Here is a 14,949-nt window from a genome sequence, read left to right on the forward strand (position 1 = left end):
GTAGGTTATTCTTTTTCCTCAATCGAACCCTTCGTTTGCCGAAGCTCCGGCTCTGGATACTTCTTCCGCTCGATCATATAATAGACCAAAGGCACCACCAACAAAGTCAATACCGTTGATACTATGGTTCCGCCCATCAATGAAATGGCCAATCCCTGAAAAATGGGATCGAACAGAATGACAAAGGCACCGATGACCACCGTACCCGCGGTCAATAGAATGGGCGTAGTACGAACGGCACCGGCCTCGATAGCCGCTTGTTTTAAGGGAACACCTTCTGCCAAACGCAGATTGATAAAATCGATGAGCAATACCGAATTCCGTACCATGATACCCGCAAGGGCGATCATTCCGATAAAGGAAGTGGCCGTGAAAAAAGCACCCATGATCCAATGGCCTAGAACGATTCCGATCAGTGACAAGGGTATCGCGACCATCATCACTACGGGAGCCTTGAAGTTCTGGAACCATCCGACGATCAAGATGTAGATCAAGATGATCGCCCCCATAAAAGCGATTCCCAAATCCCTAAACACCTCCAACGTAATTTGCCATTCCCCGTCCCATTTAACGGTATAATCGTCTTCGAAATCAGGTTGGCCCAAGTACATTTCATTGATCTCATACCCTTGTGGCAGATCGATCGCCTTCAATTTTTCTTCCATACCTAGAATCGCATAGGCCGGACTTTCAAGCTTTCCGGCCATATCGGCCAGGACATAGACCACCCGCTTTTGGTTTTTGCGGTAGATGCTCTTCGGGCTAATGGTTTCCTCAATGTTTACCAAATCGACAATGGGCACCATATTACCCAGCTTAGAAGCGATTTTCAATTGCGAAATATCATTGATGGTCGATTTTTCCTTCTCGTCCAAGGCCAAAACCAGACCGACCTGATCGGTGGCATTCTCATCGTATAGATTGGTTATCGCCCGGTTCGACAGCGCCATATTCATGGTATAGGCGATCTGTTGCGGCGCAACACCGTACAGCATGGCTTTCTCCCTATCGATATCGAACTGATATTCGGTCTGATCGGCTTCCACCATCCAGTCGATATCCACCACATCGTCGGTTTTTTTCAAGATATGCCGTATGCTATCGGCAATCCTCATCTGCTCACCATAATCGGGGCCATAGACTTCGGCCACAATGGTCGATAGCACCGGAGGCCCTGGCGGCACCTCCACTACCTTTACGTTCGCATTATATTCGGCGGCGATCTTTTGGATCTCGGGCCGAAGCAGTTTCGCAATGTCGTGGCTTTGTGCCGAGCGCTCCCCCTTGTCGACCAAATTCACTTGAATGTCGGCCATGTTGCTCCCGCCGCGCAGATCATAATGGCGTACCAAACCGTTAAAGGTTATTGGCGCGGAAGTACCGATATAGTTCTGGTAGTTCACAACTTCCGAACGCGTTGAAAGGTATTGTGCGATTTCCCGGGCTACGACCGCCGTGCGTTCGAGGGTGGTACCTTCCGGCATGTCTATGATTACTTGAAACTCGTTTTTGTTGTCAAAAGGCAACATCTTAACGGCGACCGATTTGGTGAAGAACAGTACCATCGAGCCTATGAGCATTAAAAAGGTCAATCCCAAGAAAATCCAACGCTTACCGCTGTTTTCTATCAACGGATGCTCGAATCTGTTATAGATCCTATAAATCAAGGTGTCCTCCAAAGGTTTTTCCTCCTTCTCTTCTTTGGAACTGGCAGATTTGTTCTTTTCCCTAAGAAAAATATAGCCCAAATACGGGGTAATGGTCAAGGCCACGAACAGCGATAAAATCATGGCGATAGATGCGCCAATGGGCATCGGGGCCATATAAGGGCCCATCAGTCCCGAAACGAAGGCCATCGGCAATACCGAGGCTATGACGGTAAACGTAGCCAAGATGGTCGGGTTACCGACCTCATTGATCGCATATAGGGCGGCCTGTTTGAACGGCAACCGTTTCATCTTAAAATGCCGGTGCATGTTCTCTGCGATGATAATCGAGTCGTCCACGACGATACCCGTAACAAAGACCAAGGCGAAAAGGGTGATCCTGTTCAGGGTATAATCCAGCATATAGTAGCTCAACAAGGTCAGGGCAAACGTAATCGGAACCGATAAAAACACGACCAGACCACCGCGCCAGCCCATCGCCAGCATGACCACCAGCGTTACGGCGATGATAGACCCAATAAGGTGCAACAATAGTTCAGATACCTTGTGCGATGCCGTTTCCCCATAGTTTCTGGTAATCTCGACGTGCACGTCATCAGGAATCAATGTGCTGCGCAAATGGTCCACCTTATCGATAACGATATCGGCAATCTTCATGGCATCGGCACCCTTTCGCTTTGCTACGGAAATGGTAACCGCAGGGTATTCAGACTTGTAATCGGTCGCCTTGTCACTGGCCTGCCCAAAACCTAGGGAAACATAACTCTGAGGAATTTCGGGGCCATCGATGATATTCGCGATCTGTTTCAGATAGATCGGCTGGTTCTGCTGCACGCCCACCACGAGGTTCTCGACATCGCCGACCGAGGCCAGAAACTTGCCCGTGCTAACCAGAAACTCGGTATCGTTCTTATCGAAACTACCGGAGTTCAACTGTGCACTGTTCGCCTTGATCATTTCAGAAACCGATAAGAAATCGAGTCCGCTGGCGGCCAATTTATCCTTATCGAGTACCACGCGCAATTGACGGTCTTGATTACCGATCTTATGGGTAATCGCCACATCGTTCACTTTCTTGATCTCGCTTTCAAGTTCCTGCGCCATTTGGCTTAGTTGGTACCCGTCGTAATTCTCGCTCCACAATGTTAGGCCCAACATGGGTACATCGTCAATGGCCCGTGTCTTCACCAACGGAAACGTTACGCCCTGGGGCATTTGGTCCATGTGCTTGTTGATCTCGTTGTAGAGCTTTACGAACGAACGTTCGATATCTTCGCCCACATAGAACTGCACGATGACCATGCCCTGCTCCTTCATCGAGGTTGAATACACATATTCGACCCCCTTGATGTTCGAGATCAGTTTTTCCAAGGGTTTGATCACGCGCGACTCCACTTCGGTAGGGCTCGCCCCGGGGTATCCCACAAAAATATCGGCCATCGGCACATCGATTTGCGGTTCTTCCTCCCTCGGGATCAAGAACGAGCTGTACACCCCGATGACCATGAAAACGATCATCAGAAGTACCGTTAACTTACTGCCTATGAACATTTTGGCAATCTTGCCAGCTAGACCTTCCTTCATTTTTAATTCATTATAAGTGGGGCGTTTCCACCTGCCGAAGGGCAGGCGGGCGGGCTTTCCGCTTTTACTCCGTTGCGCCTATCGAGGCACATACGGGGTAACCGCTGCAATCCCTAACGCGGATCCCGTTTATTGATTTGAGATTTTTGCTCCGTTGTACAACTTCCCTTCGGCCGAAACGATGTATTGTTCATCGGGCGATAATCCCGAAAGCACTTCCACCCGGTCCCCGAAAGTCCTTCCCAGGCGCAACCAGCGCAAAAGTGCCGTATTGCTCTGGCTTACCGTATAGACGCCTTTCAATTGCCCGTTGTTCACGATGGCATCCACGGGGATCATTACGGCGGAACTCTTGGTTTTTCGCGCGACTGGAAACTGTACCGTGACATACATGCCCGACAATATTTTCGCATCGGTCGCATCGAGGACAACCTTGACCAAATATTGGCCACCAGTGTTTTTCGAAGATGTACTGATCTCGGTTACCTTTCCGTTCACGGTTTGGCCAAGGGCCTTTAATTGCACCGTTACATCAGTATTCTTGCCGATTTCAAGAATCTCCGATTCGGGTACCATCGCCAATACCTGATAATTTTCTGGGGATTCCACTTCGAGCAAGGGCATCCCCGGATTGGCCATATCGCCGGCGTTTATGAACTTATTGGTCACTACGCCGCTGAACGGGGCGCGAATGTTCGCATAGCCCATTTGGGCGTTCACCTCATTCTTCATTTGATTGGCGGACTCCAACCTCGCCTTGGCCATATTGTAGTTCGCCGTAACATCGTCCAACTCCTTTTGCGACGCACTGTTTTCCTTAAAGAGCGTCGTGAATCTGTTATAGTCTTTCTCGGCATTGTCAAAGGCCGCCCGGGCTTCGGTTATTCCTGCGTTTACCTGCGCCAGTTTGGCCGATACATCGGCATTGTTGACACTCAGTAGTAGCTGCCCGCTACGCACCTTTTCTCCTACCTGAACATAGATCTTATCGACATAACCCATCATGCGTGTACTGATATCGGCACTTTTGACCGCTTCTACCTTGCCGCTGGCGGTCAAAAAAGAACTGCTATTATCTTCTGAAACGGTCTTGACCTGAACGGCTACCGCCGGGGAGTTATCGGCTACCCCTTTTTTGTCCTTACCGCCACAACTTGCCAATAATAGGGTCATGCCCAGGGTTACCGCTTGTATGTATCTTTTGTTTTTCATTGTTTTAGTTTATAGTACTTGTACAAATTCTTTAATAATCGTCCTTTATCTATTATCTATTTTTCATGTTCGCAATGTCACTCCTGGGTCAAAAACCGTACATAGGCCAAGGCATAGTTGTGTTGAAATATCGTTGCATAATATTCCAGTTGCTTTTCGGCATATTTTGTTTCGGCCATCAATATATCTGTTGTTTTTTCCAAACCTTGTTTAAAGCGATTGGTCCTGATCCGCAACGATTCCGCAGATTGTTCCAGGGCCAACTTCGTCAGCTTCAATTTATTCTGGGCGTCGCCCAACCCCCTTTTTGCCCTGTTCAGTTCCAATTGGCTTTCCGATTTATACTGTTCAAGTTGTAATTTCGATTTGTCGTATTCGGCTTTGCTCTTTTGTGATTTTCCGAAACGTTTGCTTCCCTCGAAGAGGTTCCATTTCAGTTCGGCTCCGAAAAGATATCCGTTGGCATCGCCTTGAAAGATTTCGTCGTCGTGCAGTTCATAGGTGCCGAAGGCGTTCAATCTTGGTAAAAAGGCCATTTGGTCCGCTTTGTGCATTTGCCGGTAGGCCTCGGTGGCCGATTGCATGGCCAAAATATCCTTTCTGTTTTCCGAGAAATCCGTTTCGGGAACGGTGTGGTAAACGACCGCCAACGAATCGGCCGGTTTTAAAGTGCCGATCTCGCCATCGTTCATCAATACCGACAAATAATTGCTGGCGTTCAAGATATTGCTCTTGGCATACTGTAATTGATTGTCGATTTCGGTTACATGCACCTCTACCTGCAGTACATCGGCCTTTTGAAGATACCCCTGTCTAAAACTGTTATCGGCGATCCTTTTGTTCTCAATTCCCGTTTCCTTGGCCTTTTCCAACACTTCCACCCTTTTGTAGGCGAGCTGCAACTGCATATAGGCCTTTTCGACCTCAAGGGCCAAATAATCCTGCGTACGTTCTGATTGCAGTTCGGCGGCGTTCCATTTGGCCTTGGCCGCCTTGCGTTGAAAAATTCCATCGAAATTCAAAAGGGGCTGTTGTACTTCCACACGTGTGGCATAGTCCTCGATTTGACGGGGATCGTTCAATAGTTCAGGGGCAAAATCGGCTGCCGTAAGAATCTCTTGGTTGAGTTTTGAGCCAAAGGCCATTAACGGGTTCGTAGTGGCTATCCCTGTATGGGAGACACTGATATTGGGCAACAGAACGGCATTCGTCTGATTGAAATCGCCCTTGGCCGCCAGCACATCTTCTTGGGCCATCTTAAGTGTATTATTGCCCGTCATTACTTTGGCAAGAACCTCTTCCTTGGTAATGGATCTGGTATCTTGCGCCATTCCCGAATAAAGGGCGAATAACAATAAACCTATTAGTTTATACTTCATCGTATCAATTTATTTGCGACAAAATTAGAGCGACAAAACGGCCTGCACAGTAACCAATGTTACCAAAACAAGAGTTGTGGCACGAATCGGAACACACAGTCCATCCATTCAGGCAAAAGGCAACGATTTCAATCTCTATTGGCGCAAAGAAATCCGCAAAAACAATAAAGGCACCCCCATCACAAGAGTGCCTTTTCAACAACCATCATTAAAAAATCAAGTCATATATTTTCTAGTTCTGAGGGCACAGTAGCGCCCAAGCAATGGACTTTCATTTGAAAATATATCTTTCAGATGGTATGAGAACCTTCTCTATCATTCTGGCGATTGGAAAAAGTTTACCAACTTCATTATTAATACATGACCAAAGTCACCTTTTGGATTATTTGCCGGAACTATCTTTGTGCCATGAAGATCTCAAATCTGGCCATATCGGCTTTTTTTGTTATGATTACTTTGGCCGGTAGCTTAAAAATTACAGGGACTATCGGCTATTATGCACTCTTTACCGAAGATTTCGTGGAGCGTTTTTGTGAAAACAAGGCGAGACCCGAACTAAATTGTGATGGTAAGTGCGCACTTTCGCAAATGCTCATGCAAAAAGCCGAAGACGAGCGTATGCCCATAAACCTTGATTGGCTAAAAAATGAGACCGTATTGTTTGTGACAGCATTTTTTTCGGTGCTATTTTTACAACTCAATACCTCTGATCCAAACTTTCTTCAATACCGAAATCTATATGATTTCAATTTTATCGATCGTGTAACCCACCCTCCCCGACTTTAGGGATTTTTTCGAATTCATTTTGGCCTGGCACTTCATTTATGTGTTCTGGCACTACTTCTATGTATAATTAAACGAATTTAAAAATGAACCTAAAATATATTGGGGCACTCATGGCGTTGCTATGGGTGCATCTGGTCAACGCACAAAAGTTTGAAGGGCGAATAGTTGACAAAACGAACAATGAACCTTTAATAGGGGCACATATCTCGACCGAAAAGGGACTGGCCGCTTATTCCGATAGTGATGGAAATTTCGAAATTGAAATGCCCTCAGAGGTAGCTATAACTTTGAACATTTCTTTTGTAGGATACAAAACATTGCAACAAAAGGTCGGACCAAGTGACGTGCGTATTGTTTTTCTGATGGAAAAAGCTCCCATTTCAATAGACGGGATAATGGTGACCGGGAATGCCAAAACGGATCCCGTGCTGACCATGGAAACCAACGATTACGTGGAAAAAATCGTACAACCCAGAAATGTTGCCGACCTCTTCAATGACATCAATGGGTTTTCATTGATAAAGCGTGGCAACTATGCCATCGACCCAAGCTTTAGGGCGGCACAATACGAACAATTGAACGTTCAATTCGATGGGGGCACGAAGGCCATGCATGCATGCCCCAATAGAATGGATCCCGTTACCACCCATGTCATACCTGAGGAAATCGAGAAAATCGAAATCATCAAAGGGCCCTATACCGTACGCTATGGGGCAACTTTCGGTGGCATTATTAATATGGTCACCCAAAAGCCCGAAGCAGCGGATTTTGGACTTCACGGCAGCGTCAACGCCGGGTACGAAAGCAATGGGAATTCTATCGTATCAATGGCGCGATTACAACAGGCCACAGAGAATTATGATATTGTCGGAAATGTCGGTTTTCGCGATTTTGGCAATTATGAAGATGGCGATGGCACCGAAATCCCTTCTTCTTTCCGTAGTCTTGATTACGGGGTAAAAGCAGCCTATAATTTTACACCGCACCAACGCCTACAGGCCCATTGGAGGCAATCATACGGGCGCGATGTTCTACATGCTGGCTTGCCCATGGATACCGATGAAGACAATAGCAGTATTCTCTCTTTAGACTATAAGTTAACAGGTTTGAGCGGGCTGGTCAATAATGTTGAGGTCAAGGTCTATTACAGCTATGTAGACCATATTATGAGCAACACAAGAAGACCAAGCTTTATGATGGTCGATGCGCTTTCGGCCATTGATGCGACCACCGCTGGCGGAAAAGTCGAATTCAAGTTGAGGCCAAACGAGAAACTTTCCCTTTATTCGGGTGTGGATGTGCTGCATATAGCGAGGGACGGGCAACGTACCCGTTTGGTCAAACGCAATGCCGTGGGACCCTTGCCCATGCCTATGGAATTTACCGATAAGGTCTGGCAAGATTCGTATATCAACGATATCGGGGTTTTCGCAGAAAGCAAATACCCTTTAACCGAAAAGACGATGTTGACCGCAGGTCTGCGATATGATAATGTTACTTCAGAAATCAAAGATCCCGAGGCCGATTTTCAAGCTATGTATCCTGATTTGGATAAACGTACAGAGCACAATGTTAGCGGCACCGTATCGGTCAAATATGTTCCATCAACACGGCTTATCATGGAAATGGCCTTTGGAAGGGGTGTTCGGTCGGCCAACATGATCGAAAGGGTCATCAACCATTTTACGGTCGGGCAAGATGCTTATGAATACATCGGCAACCCTGAACTCGATGCCGAAGTCAACAATCAGTTCGAAATCGGCTTCAAAGGGTCGCTGCCCTTGTCCAACAATAATTCGGATAGGTTCAATTACGGAACGTCTTTTTATTATTCGTTCTACGAGAATTATATCGTAGCCGTTATCGATGAAACCCAGACGCGAAAATTCATGCCGACACAGCAACCCGTGAACCCAAAGGTTTTCCGCAATTTGGACGAAGCCTACAAAACTGGATTTGAGGTCATGGCAGGGTTCGATTTTTATAACAACTTCAACTTTATGACCGAAATCGCATACGTTTATGCGAAGAACAAAGACCTTAATGAATCTTTGCCTTTGGCTGCGCCCTTGACGAGCCGGTTCAAACTTGGCTACAAAAGGGATAGATTTTGGGTAAATGCCAATTACACCATAACTTCCAGGCAAGATAACATTGCACTTTCATTCGGTGAACGGTCAACACCGGGGTACCAAATATTGGATTTACGGCTTGGAGTCGTACCGTTTAAAAAATTGACCCTTGGTGTGGCGGCGTTGAACGTTTTGGACGAATCTTATAACAACCATCTTAATTTTGCTTTCAACAATCAAGCTAATTTCGACAGGATTCCCATAAATGACCCCGGAAGGAATTTATCCGCCTTTTTGCAATACAAATTCTAAACAAAACCAATGGGGCCAAAAGCCCCATTGGTTTTTCATTTCAAAAGACTTTTGTTCGTTTCATAGGCCCTTAGAAACAAGGTTTATAAATTTATAAAAAAAGACGATACCGAATCGTATCGTCTTTTCAAATCTTACCCTTTGTCTAGTTCGTCATACATCTTGCCCCTTCATCATTTTGTTCCAATATAAATAGGGTAGTCCGTATTTTTTAAGCATCCATAGACGCCAATGTTCCTTTGAAGAATCAGAAATCAACATGCGTTTCAACTTTGGATCTGGGGTAAAATTGTTATGGTAATCAAATTCCGCCAGCACCATTTTTCCATAATCGGTTACAAGCGGACATGAAGAATACCCATTGTAGGCTTTGTTGCCCCTGTGGTTCGCATTGACCAACAAATCTAGATTGTCGACCACGATCGGCACCTGCTTGCGAATGGCAGCACCTGTTTTGGCCGTGGGCAACGCCGCAACGTCGCCCAGACCAAATACATTGGGGAACTTATTGTGCTGCATGGTCTTATGGTCCACATCCAACCAACCCGCATTATTGACCAAGGGCGAATCTTGTACAAACTTAGGTGCCACCGACGGGGGAGCCGTGTGCATCATGTCATAGTGAATACCATATCGATTGCCATCCACCGTAACTTTTACGTCTTTGTAATTGTATTGGAATGTTTCATCCAGTTGCAATTCGTTACCTTCTTCGCCAGTAATCACCACACATCCGCCTGCCGAGATGTCCTTGCCCATTTCGTACCATGCAATCTGTTTTTCGGCATCAACGGCCACAAGCTTATGATGAAACCTTAAATTGATATCTTTTCTATCGACCACCTTCATCAGCGTTTCGGCTACTTCTTTTACCCCGAAAATAACCGTACCCCCGGTGGCGAACACGACATCGGTCTTTTTTCGTACACCGCTCTTCCTAAAATGACTTTCGGCCAAATACATTATTTTCTGTGGTGCCCCGCCACATTTAATGGGTGTTGTGGGTTGCGTAAATAACGCCGTGCCCCCTTTGAAATTCTTGATGACCTCCCAAGTATGTTTAGGATCTGTGTAGTTGCTACAGACCACACCTTTGTCCATTGCCTCACCCAAACCCGGAACCAGGCTAAAATCATATGTCAATCCTGGTGCTACCACCAAGTAATCGTATGTGATGTCGCCATTGTTCGCCGTACGCACCCTATTGTTTTCTGGATCAAGACCTGTTGCTTTGTCCTTTATCCATTTGGCACCATCTGGCATTACCGAAGACATGGGCCTTGCCGTTTTGTCATAATCGTACGCTCCGGCACCTACCAAAGTCCATGCAGGTTGATAATAGTGCGTATCCGCCGGTTCTATGATGGCAACGTCCTTCGCATTTTTTTGCCTGATAAGCTGTGCGGCCACCATAATTCCCGCGGTGCCTCCTCCGATAATAAGTATTTGATGATGTGAGCTCATTGTTGCTTTCTTTTTTGAATATGTTAAATATAAATAGTAATGATCGGCATTTTTGTAACATTGGTTACACAAGTTTGATCAAAAAGGCAGGAACCTAAACGATAAAGGCCTGTTCCAAACACTGGAACAGGCCTTTATCGAAATTCGATCACACTTAAATTATTGCTTAACCTTACATGTGTTGATCCCGAATATGGAATATAACGGACAAATACTGACAAAACTCGTCAGCAAAAATATGGCCGCCAATGCCAACAATACATAGGCCAAAGTGCCATCTATAACCTTAAAATAATATAGGGCGGCAACGACCAAAGCAACTATTATGCGGATGGTACGATCCGCTCCTCCCATGTTTTTTTTCATAATATGTGGTTTTAATTAGTATTAAAAAATTGGACAAATAGAACAATGCTTGTCACAATGCCTATGCATATAAGGCATATCAACAAAAGCTTTATACCTTTGTTCATATTCATATCACAAATTAAAAATAAAACAAGACAACCCTTGTGACAATTGTTACAACCGGCGAATTTTTTGTTCAAGTTTATTCAACTAAAACAATGGTCCCTTGTTTTAATATCACAAATCCTTGATTTTCAAGCTTTTTCAATAACCGAGATATGACCTCTCGAGATGATCCAAGTTCATCGGCAATATGTTGATGGGTCGTGTGCAGGGTATTGCTTTTTTTCAGATTAGCCTCTTTCCGCAGATAATCCAGAAGTCTAATGTCCTTGTTAGCGAAAGTCAGCACTTCGATTACATGGAGCAATTCTTCGAATTTTTCGTTAAAGAGATCATAGGCAAATTCATTCCATTTAGGATGGTTGTTGACCATGGCCAGTACTTTCTCGCCCGAAACAACAACAACTTCTGCATCTTCTTCGATAACCGCCTTTACCTGACTTTGACCATTTCGGAGTAGGGTAGCCAAAGATATTGCACAGCTTTCGCCCGGTTTGATATAGTACAAAAGAACTTCACCACCGCTTGTACTCTCTTCCTTAAATACCTTTACCAATCCGGAAATCAAAAGGGGTATCGCCCTAATATATTCACCTTGTTTAAGGATTACGGTCCCTGCCTTGAAGTTACGTACCTGGCTCGCCGAAATCAGTTCTTCCTTAAGAAGTGGCATTCTTGCCAATTCAGGAAAATGAAGATCCAATACTTTGCCTATCACTTTTTGCTTAAAGATAAAGAAACAACCGGATATTAGATAACTTTTTAGTTTCCTAAAATAAAGGAAGCCCCCATCTGGGCGTGAAGGTCGGTCGTTGCAAGGGTAGGCAAGTCCACTTCTTCCGGTTTGATCAATATCGGCAATTCGGTACACCCCAAGATTATACCGTCGGCGCCACGCACGCGAAGCTTTTCTATCTGGTCAAGAAAAAACGCTTTTGCCTTGGCCGTAAACTGCCCTCGGGTCAGTTCTTTGGAAACAAAATCATGCGCTTGTCCAATGTATTGATTTTCAGGAATGATCGTTTCGATATCGTAATTCTTCCATAAAATATCCGGAATAAAATTTCCTGTCATCGTCGGTCGATTACCCAATAACCCAAGTTTCTTAAGACCTTGTCTTTCGGCCGACTTACCTACGGCATCGGCGATATGAAGAATAGCGATATCTAATTTCGGTTGTACGAACTCGTAGGCCATATGCGGTGTATTGGCACATATAAGAATGGCCTCGGCCCCGGCAGTTTGTAATTTCTGCGCTACGTCAAGGTATTTCGCATTGATTTTTTCGCGATTCTGTTCGCGCATCAATTCAATATTGATACTGTGTATAATCAAGGGTGGGTTACCCTGCGTACCGATTTCGGCACCCACCAGTTCGTTGATCATTCGATAATAGACTATTGTCGAATGCCATGAGGTGCCGCCGATCATACCCAGTGTTCTCATCAAGGATAAATTTTGCGATTATTCCCCAGCTTCTGCGTCAAAGGCAATGGCCCAAATACCCCGAACCTCGTTTACATCATAACCTGTGGCCATGTCATCGGGATATAGGCTTTTCAATGTAGCCAACGTTTCGGTATTAACTTGTTCGTTTGGCTTTCCATGGCATTGCAGGCACATGGTATTGGTAGTGATCGGATAGTAAAAGTTGACCTCGTCACCGTTAGGATGAATTATGGGTTCGATTTCACCACCGGAAGCAACCACTTTCTTAAAGTAAGCGATGTAGTCCAATTCGTCTTGCACAGCCCTATTTTTAGGATTTCTAGGCTTGTCGGAAACCCTTTTTATTATGGCGTTTTTCATGACCGACATGCTGTCGGTCAATTTCATGGCTTCCATATTACAGAATTCAATAGCGCCTACGGTTCCTTTCTCATTGATGGCCTTCATCAAATTTTTTCCCAGGGCAGCTTTGGTCGCCAAGGCATAACCAAGACCGATATCGGAAAGATCGTTTTCAACTTCGTCGGATGCATGCTTACGATTTTTTCCCATACCCCTTCCATTTCCATTACCGTGCTCTTCTTCAAAATGGGCACTGAACCATTCCGGTTCCTCGATTTCATGGTCATAAATGTATTCGGCAATTTGGGTAATGGTTTCCTTTGGATAAGGCAGATATGGCATCTTACCGAATCTTTGCTGCGCGCCCGGCATTTTTGACGGCGCTTCGGGATCATTGATCCACAGAATCAATGATTCGATAAATTCTTCTTTTGTCGTGTTGTCATCGATGTAGTGCTTTTTGACGGCTATCATGGGGGGAGCTATCATACTTGCCTGCGATGCCTTGGGATTATGGCATAGGTAACATTCGGTCTCCATGATTTTTTTACCAGGATGTTCCTCCCCGGATTGTGCAACCTCTTTTTCAGAAGCCGTATCTAGTGGTATGGTTTTAGCCTTGTCCTTACAACCGAACATACCTAGTATCGCCAATAAAAGGATGCCTTTTTTCATCATTTAAATTTTTATCAATAACTTGATTATGAATCAATTACAAAATTTAGAATCCTGATAATTGTCGGGTTGGCCACTACGTTCTTTTCTTATTTCGCCAGTTTACCGGTCGCACAACTGACAAAAGAGATGGCTTTGGCCGCTACGGAATTTTTATCGTCTATAGATGGGTAACCCAGTGATTTCAACCTATCTTTCACTACAAGCGCATCGTTCATATTGCTATGAACAAAGGAAACCGTTGACGTTTCCACATCAACGGAAACATCGGAAATGTTTTCCAATTCAGATATTCTTGAAGTTATGGTCTTGGCACATCCACCACATTTAAGATTTTGAACTATTACAGATTCTTTCATCGTTCAATTGTTTTGTTTTACTTCGATCAACTTCAAAATAGGCTTTCCATTGAAGAGCTACTTACTTCTATTTTATCCCCATTTCATATAACCGCCCTGTAAATCATAAATTTGTGCAAAGCCCATATCGACCAACTTTTTGGCAGCCTTAAAACTTCTCGCCCCTGAACGGCAATAGACGTATACCGGTTTATCCTTGTTCAGTTTTTCAAAGGATTTCTGAAAATTCGCCGCATTGAAAAAATCGATATTGACCGCATTTTTGATATGGCCACTATTGTATTCGATGGCAGTGCGCACGTCGACCAATTGTACTTTGTTGCCCGAAATGGCCCGTGCATAGGCATTCTTGTCCAAAACGGAAATCTTATCGGAGGTTTCTTTTTTTGAACCAAAAAGTGTGCTGAAAAATGACATATTTTATTTTTTATGGAATGTTCAATGAAAAGGAAACGGCCTATTTCAAACAGGCCATTTCCTGAATCAACCAACCAATCAATTATAGTTTAATTCTTTCTTTGCCAAGTAAAAGTCGACCAACTCAATGGTATCGTCCTTCATTCTGGCATCCATTTCTTCCAAGGTCTTTGGCGGAGGTACGATGACCTTATCACCTTTCTTCCAATCCAAAGGCATCGCTACCTTGTATTTATCCGAAGTCTGCAAAGCCTCCAAAGCCCGAAGTATCTCGTCCATATTTCGACCTACGTTCAACGGGTAGTACATGATCAACCGTATCTTTTTAGCGGGGTCGATAAAGAATACGGCCCGTACCGCAGCGGTCTCACTTTCATTGGGCTGAAGCATGCCATATAGTTTTGCCACTTTCATATCGAGATCGGCAATAATCGGAAAATCGAAGTATACACCCGTTTTTTCCTTTACGTTACTGACCCATCCCAAATGGGCGTGCACACTGTCAATGCTCAATCCTAACAATTCGGTGTTCATGGCATCGAATTCTTTTTTTCTTTTCGCGAAACCACTCATTTCGGTGGTACATACCGGCGTGAAATCGGCGGGATGTGAAAACATGACTATCCATTTATCCTTTGCGAAATCGGATAGCTTCATCTTTCCTTTTGTGGTAATCGCCTCAAAATCGGGAGCTTGATCCCCGATTCTCGGCATTGTCGCTGTGTTTGTATTATCTGTAGTTTCCATATTTTAAATTTTC

General features: G+C 44.8%; 13 protein-coding genes. 2 read left to right on the plus strand and 11 right to left on the minus strand.

Features of this window, described 5'->3' with window-relative positions; all coding sequences use genetic code 11:
• Window positions 1-5: 5 nt before the first annotated feature.
• The 3 genes from ACEZ3G_RS13085 to ACEZ3G_RS13095 form a co-directional block, all read right to left on the minus strand.
• Entirely contained in the window at window positions 6-3,251 is a 3,246-nt protein-coding gene (locus ACEZ3G_RS13085; RefSeq protein ID WP_432425941.1) for an efflux RND transporter permease subunit, read from the minus strand.
• Between the two features lie 129 nt (window positions 3,252-3,380).
• Window positions 3,381-4,463 (minus strand): efflux RND transporter periplasmic adaptor subunit, encoded by a 1,083-nt coding sequence (locus ACEZ3G_RS13090; RefSeq protein WP_432425942.1) that lies wholly within the window; start codon window positions 4,461-4,463, stop codon window positions 3,381-3,383.
• A 77-nt stretch (window positions 4,464-4,540) separates the two neighbouring features.
• On the minus strand, window positions 4,541-5,842 hold the full coding sequence (locus tag ACEZ3G_RS13095) for a TolC family protein (RefSeq protein ID WP_432425943.1): 1,302 nt from the start codon (window positions 5,840-5,842) through the stop codon (window positions 4,541-4,543).
• A gap of 408 nt (window positions 5,843-6,250) precedes the next feature.
• Here ACEZ3G_RS13095 and ACEZ3G_RS13100 point away from each other — a divergent pair, with 408 nt between their 5' ends.
• Together ACEZ3G_RS13100 and ACEZ3G_RS13105 are read left to right on the plus strand one after the other, a co-directional pair.
• Complete coding sequence (locus ACEZ3G_RS13100; protein ID WP_432425944.1) at window positions 6,251-6,628, plus strand: hypothetical protein; 378 nt, start codon at window positions 6,251-6,253, stop codon at window positions 6,626-6,628.
• An 83-nt stretch (window positions 6,629-6,711) separates the two neighbouring features.
• Entirely contained in the window at window positions 6,712-9,012 is a 2,301-nt protein-coding gene (locus ACEZ3G_RS13105) for a TonB-dependent receptor (protein WP_432425945.1), read from the plus strand.
• 153 nt (window positions 9,013-9,165) lie between these two features.
• On the opposite strand, the gene ACEZ3G_RS13110 is transcribed toward ACEZ3G_RS13105, so the two are convergent.
• The 8 genes from ACEZ3G_RS13110 to ACEZ3G_RS13145 form a co-directional block, all read right to left on the minus strand.
• On the minus strand, window positions 9,166-10,476 hold the full coding sequence (locus ACEZ3G_RS13110; RefSeq protein ID WP_432425946.1) for an NAD(P)/FAD-dependent oxidoreductase: 1,311 nt from the start codon (window positions 10,474-10,476) through the stop codon (window positions 9,166-9,168).
• A 159-nt stretch (window positions 10,477-10,635) separates the two neighbouring features.
• Window positions 10,636-10,842 carry a YgaP family membrane protein gene (locus ACEZ3G_RS13115; protein ID WP_432425947.1) on the minus strand — a complete coding sequence of 69 codons (207 nt, stop codon included), beginning with the start codon at window positions 10,840-10,842 and terminating at the stop codon, window positions 10,636-10,638.
• Between the two features lie 184 nt (window positions 10,843-11,026).
• Window positions 11,027-11,665 (minus strand): Crp/Fnr family transcriptional regulator, encoded by a 639-nt coding sequence (locus ACEZ3G_RS13120; RefSeq protein ID WP_432425948.1) that lies wholly within the window; start codon window positions 11,663-11,665, stop codon window positions 11,027-11,029.
• 44 nt (window positions 11,666-11,709) lie between these two features.
• The gene (locus ACEZ3G_RS13125) at window positions 11,710-12,393 is read right to left on the minus strand and encodes an aspartate/glutamate racemase family protein (protein ID WP_432425949.1); all 684 of its coding nucleotides are present in this window, start codon (window positions 12,391-12,393) and stop codon (window positions 11,710-11,712) included.
• A gap of 18 nt (window positions 12,394-12,411) precedes the next feature.
• Entirely contained in the window at window positions 12,412-13,416 is a 1,005-nt protein-coding gene (locus ACEZ3G_RS13130) for a Tll0287-like domain-containing protein (protein WP_432425950.1), read from the minus strand.
• Window positions 13,417-13,502: 86 nt separating this feature from the next.
• Window positions 13,503-13,772, minus strand: a complete 270-nt coding sequence (locus ACEZ3G_RS13135; RefSeq protein WP_432425951.1) for a heavy-metal-associated domain-containing protein — start codon at window positions 13,770-13,772, stop codon at window positions 13,503-13,505.
• Between the two features lie 72 nt (window positions 13,773-13,844).
• The gene (locus tag ACEZ3G_RS13140) at window positions 13,845-14,189 is read right to left on the minus strand and encodes a rhodanese-like domain-containing protein (protein ID WP_432425952.1); all 345 of its coding nucleotides are present in this window, start codon (window positions 14,187-14,189) and stop codon (window positions 13,845-13,847) included.
• Between the two features lie 78 nt (window positions 14,190-14,267).
• On the minus strand, window positions 14,268-14,936 hold the full coding sequence (locus ACEZ3G_RS13145) for a peroxiredoxin (RefSeq protein WP_432425953.1): 669 nt from the start codon (window positions 14,934-14,936) through the stop codon (window positions 14,268-14,270).
• Window positions 14,937-14,949 lie beyond the last annotated feature (13 nt).

This window comes from Meishania litoralis (genome assembly GCF_042611095.1).
GTDB classification, from domain to species: domain Bacteria; phylum Bacteroidota; class Bacteroidia; order Flavobacteriales; family Flavobacteriaceae; genus Meishania; species Meishania litoralis.

Bases quoted from the DNA above. Each gene is read 5' to 3' on its own strand.
- ACEZ3G_RS13090 (WP_432425942.1), bottom strand. From the start codon at position 4,463: ATGAAAAACAAAAGATACATACAAGCGGTAACCCTGGGCATGACCCTA.
- ACEZ3G_RS13140 (WP_432425952.1), bottom strand. From the start codon at position 14,189: ATGTCATTTTTCAGCACACTTTTTGGTTCAAAAAAAGAAACCTCCGAT.
- ACEZ3G_RS13125 (WP_432425949.1), bottom strand. From the start codon at position 12,393: ATGAGAACACTGGGTATGATCGGCGGCACCTCATGGCATTCGACAATA.
- ACEZ3G_RS13145 (WP_432425953.1), bottom strand. From the start codon at position 14,936: ATGGAAACTACAGATAATACAAACACAGCGACAATGCCGAGAATCGGG.
- ACEZ3G_RS13115 (WP_432425947.1), bottom strand. From the start codon at position 10,842: ATGAAAAAAAACATGGGAGGAGCGGATCGTACCATCCGCATAATAGTT.
- ACEZ3G_RS13110 (WP_432425946.1), bottom strand. From the start codon at position 10,476: ATGAGCTCACATCATCAAATACTTATTATCGGAGGAGGCACCGCGGGA.
- ACEZ3G_RS13085 (WP_432425941.1), bottom strand. From the start codon at position 3,251: ATGAAGGAAGGTCTAGCTGGCAAGATTGCCAAAATGTTCATAGGCAGT.
- ACEZ3G_RS13095 (WP_432425943.1), bottom strand. From the start codon at position 5,842: ATGAAGTATAAACTAATAGGTTTATTGTTATTCGCCCTTTATTCGGGA.
- ACEZ3G_RS13105 (WP_432425945.1), top strand. From the start codon at position 6,712: ATGAACCTAAAATATATTGGGGCACTCATGGCGTTGCTATGGGTGCAT.
- ACEZ3G_RS13130 (WP_432425950.1), bottom strand. From the start codon at position 13,416: ATGATGAAAAAAGGCATCCTTTTATTGGCGATACTAGGTATGTTCGGT.
- ACEZ3G_RS13100 (WP_432425944.1), top strand. From the start codon at position 6,251: ATGAAGATCTCAAATCTGGCCATATCGGCTTTTTTTGTTATGATTACT.
- ACEZ3G_RS13135 (WP_432425951.1), bottom strand. From the start codon at position 13,772: ATGAAAGAATCTGTAATAGTTCAAAATCTTAAATGTGGTGGATGTGCC.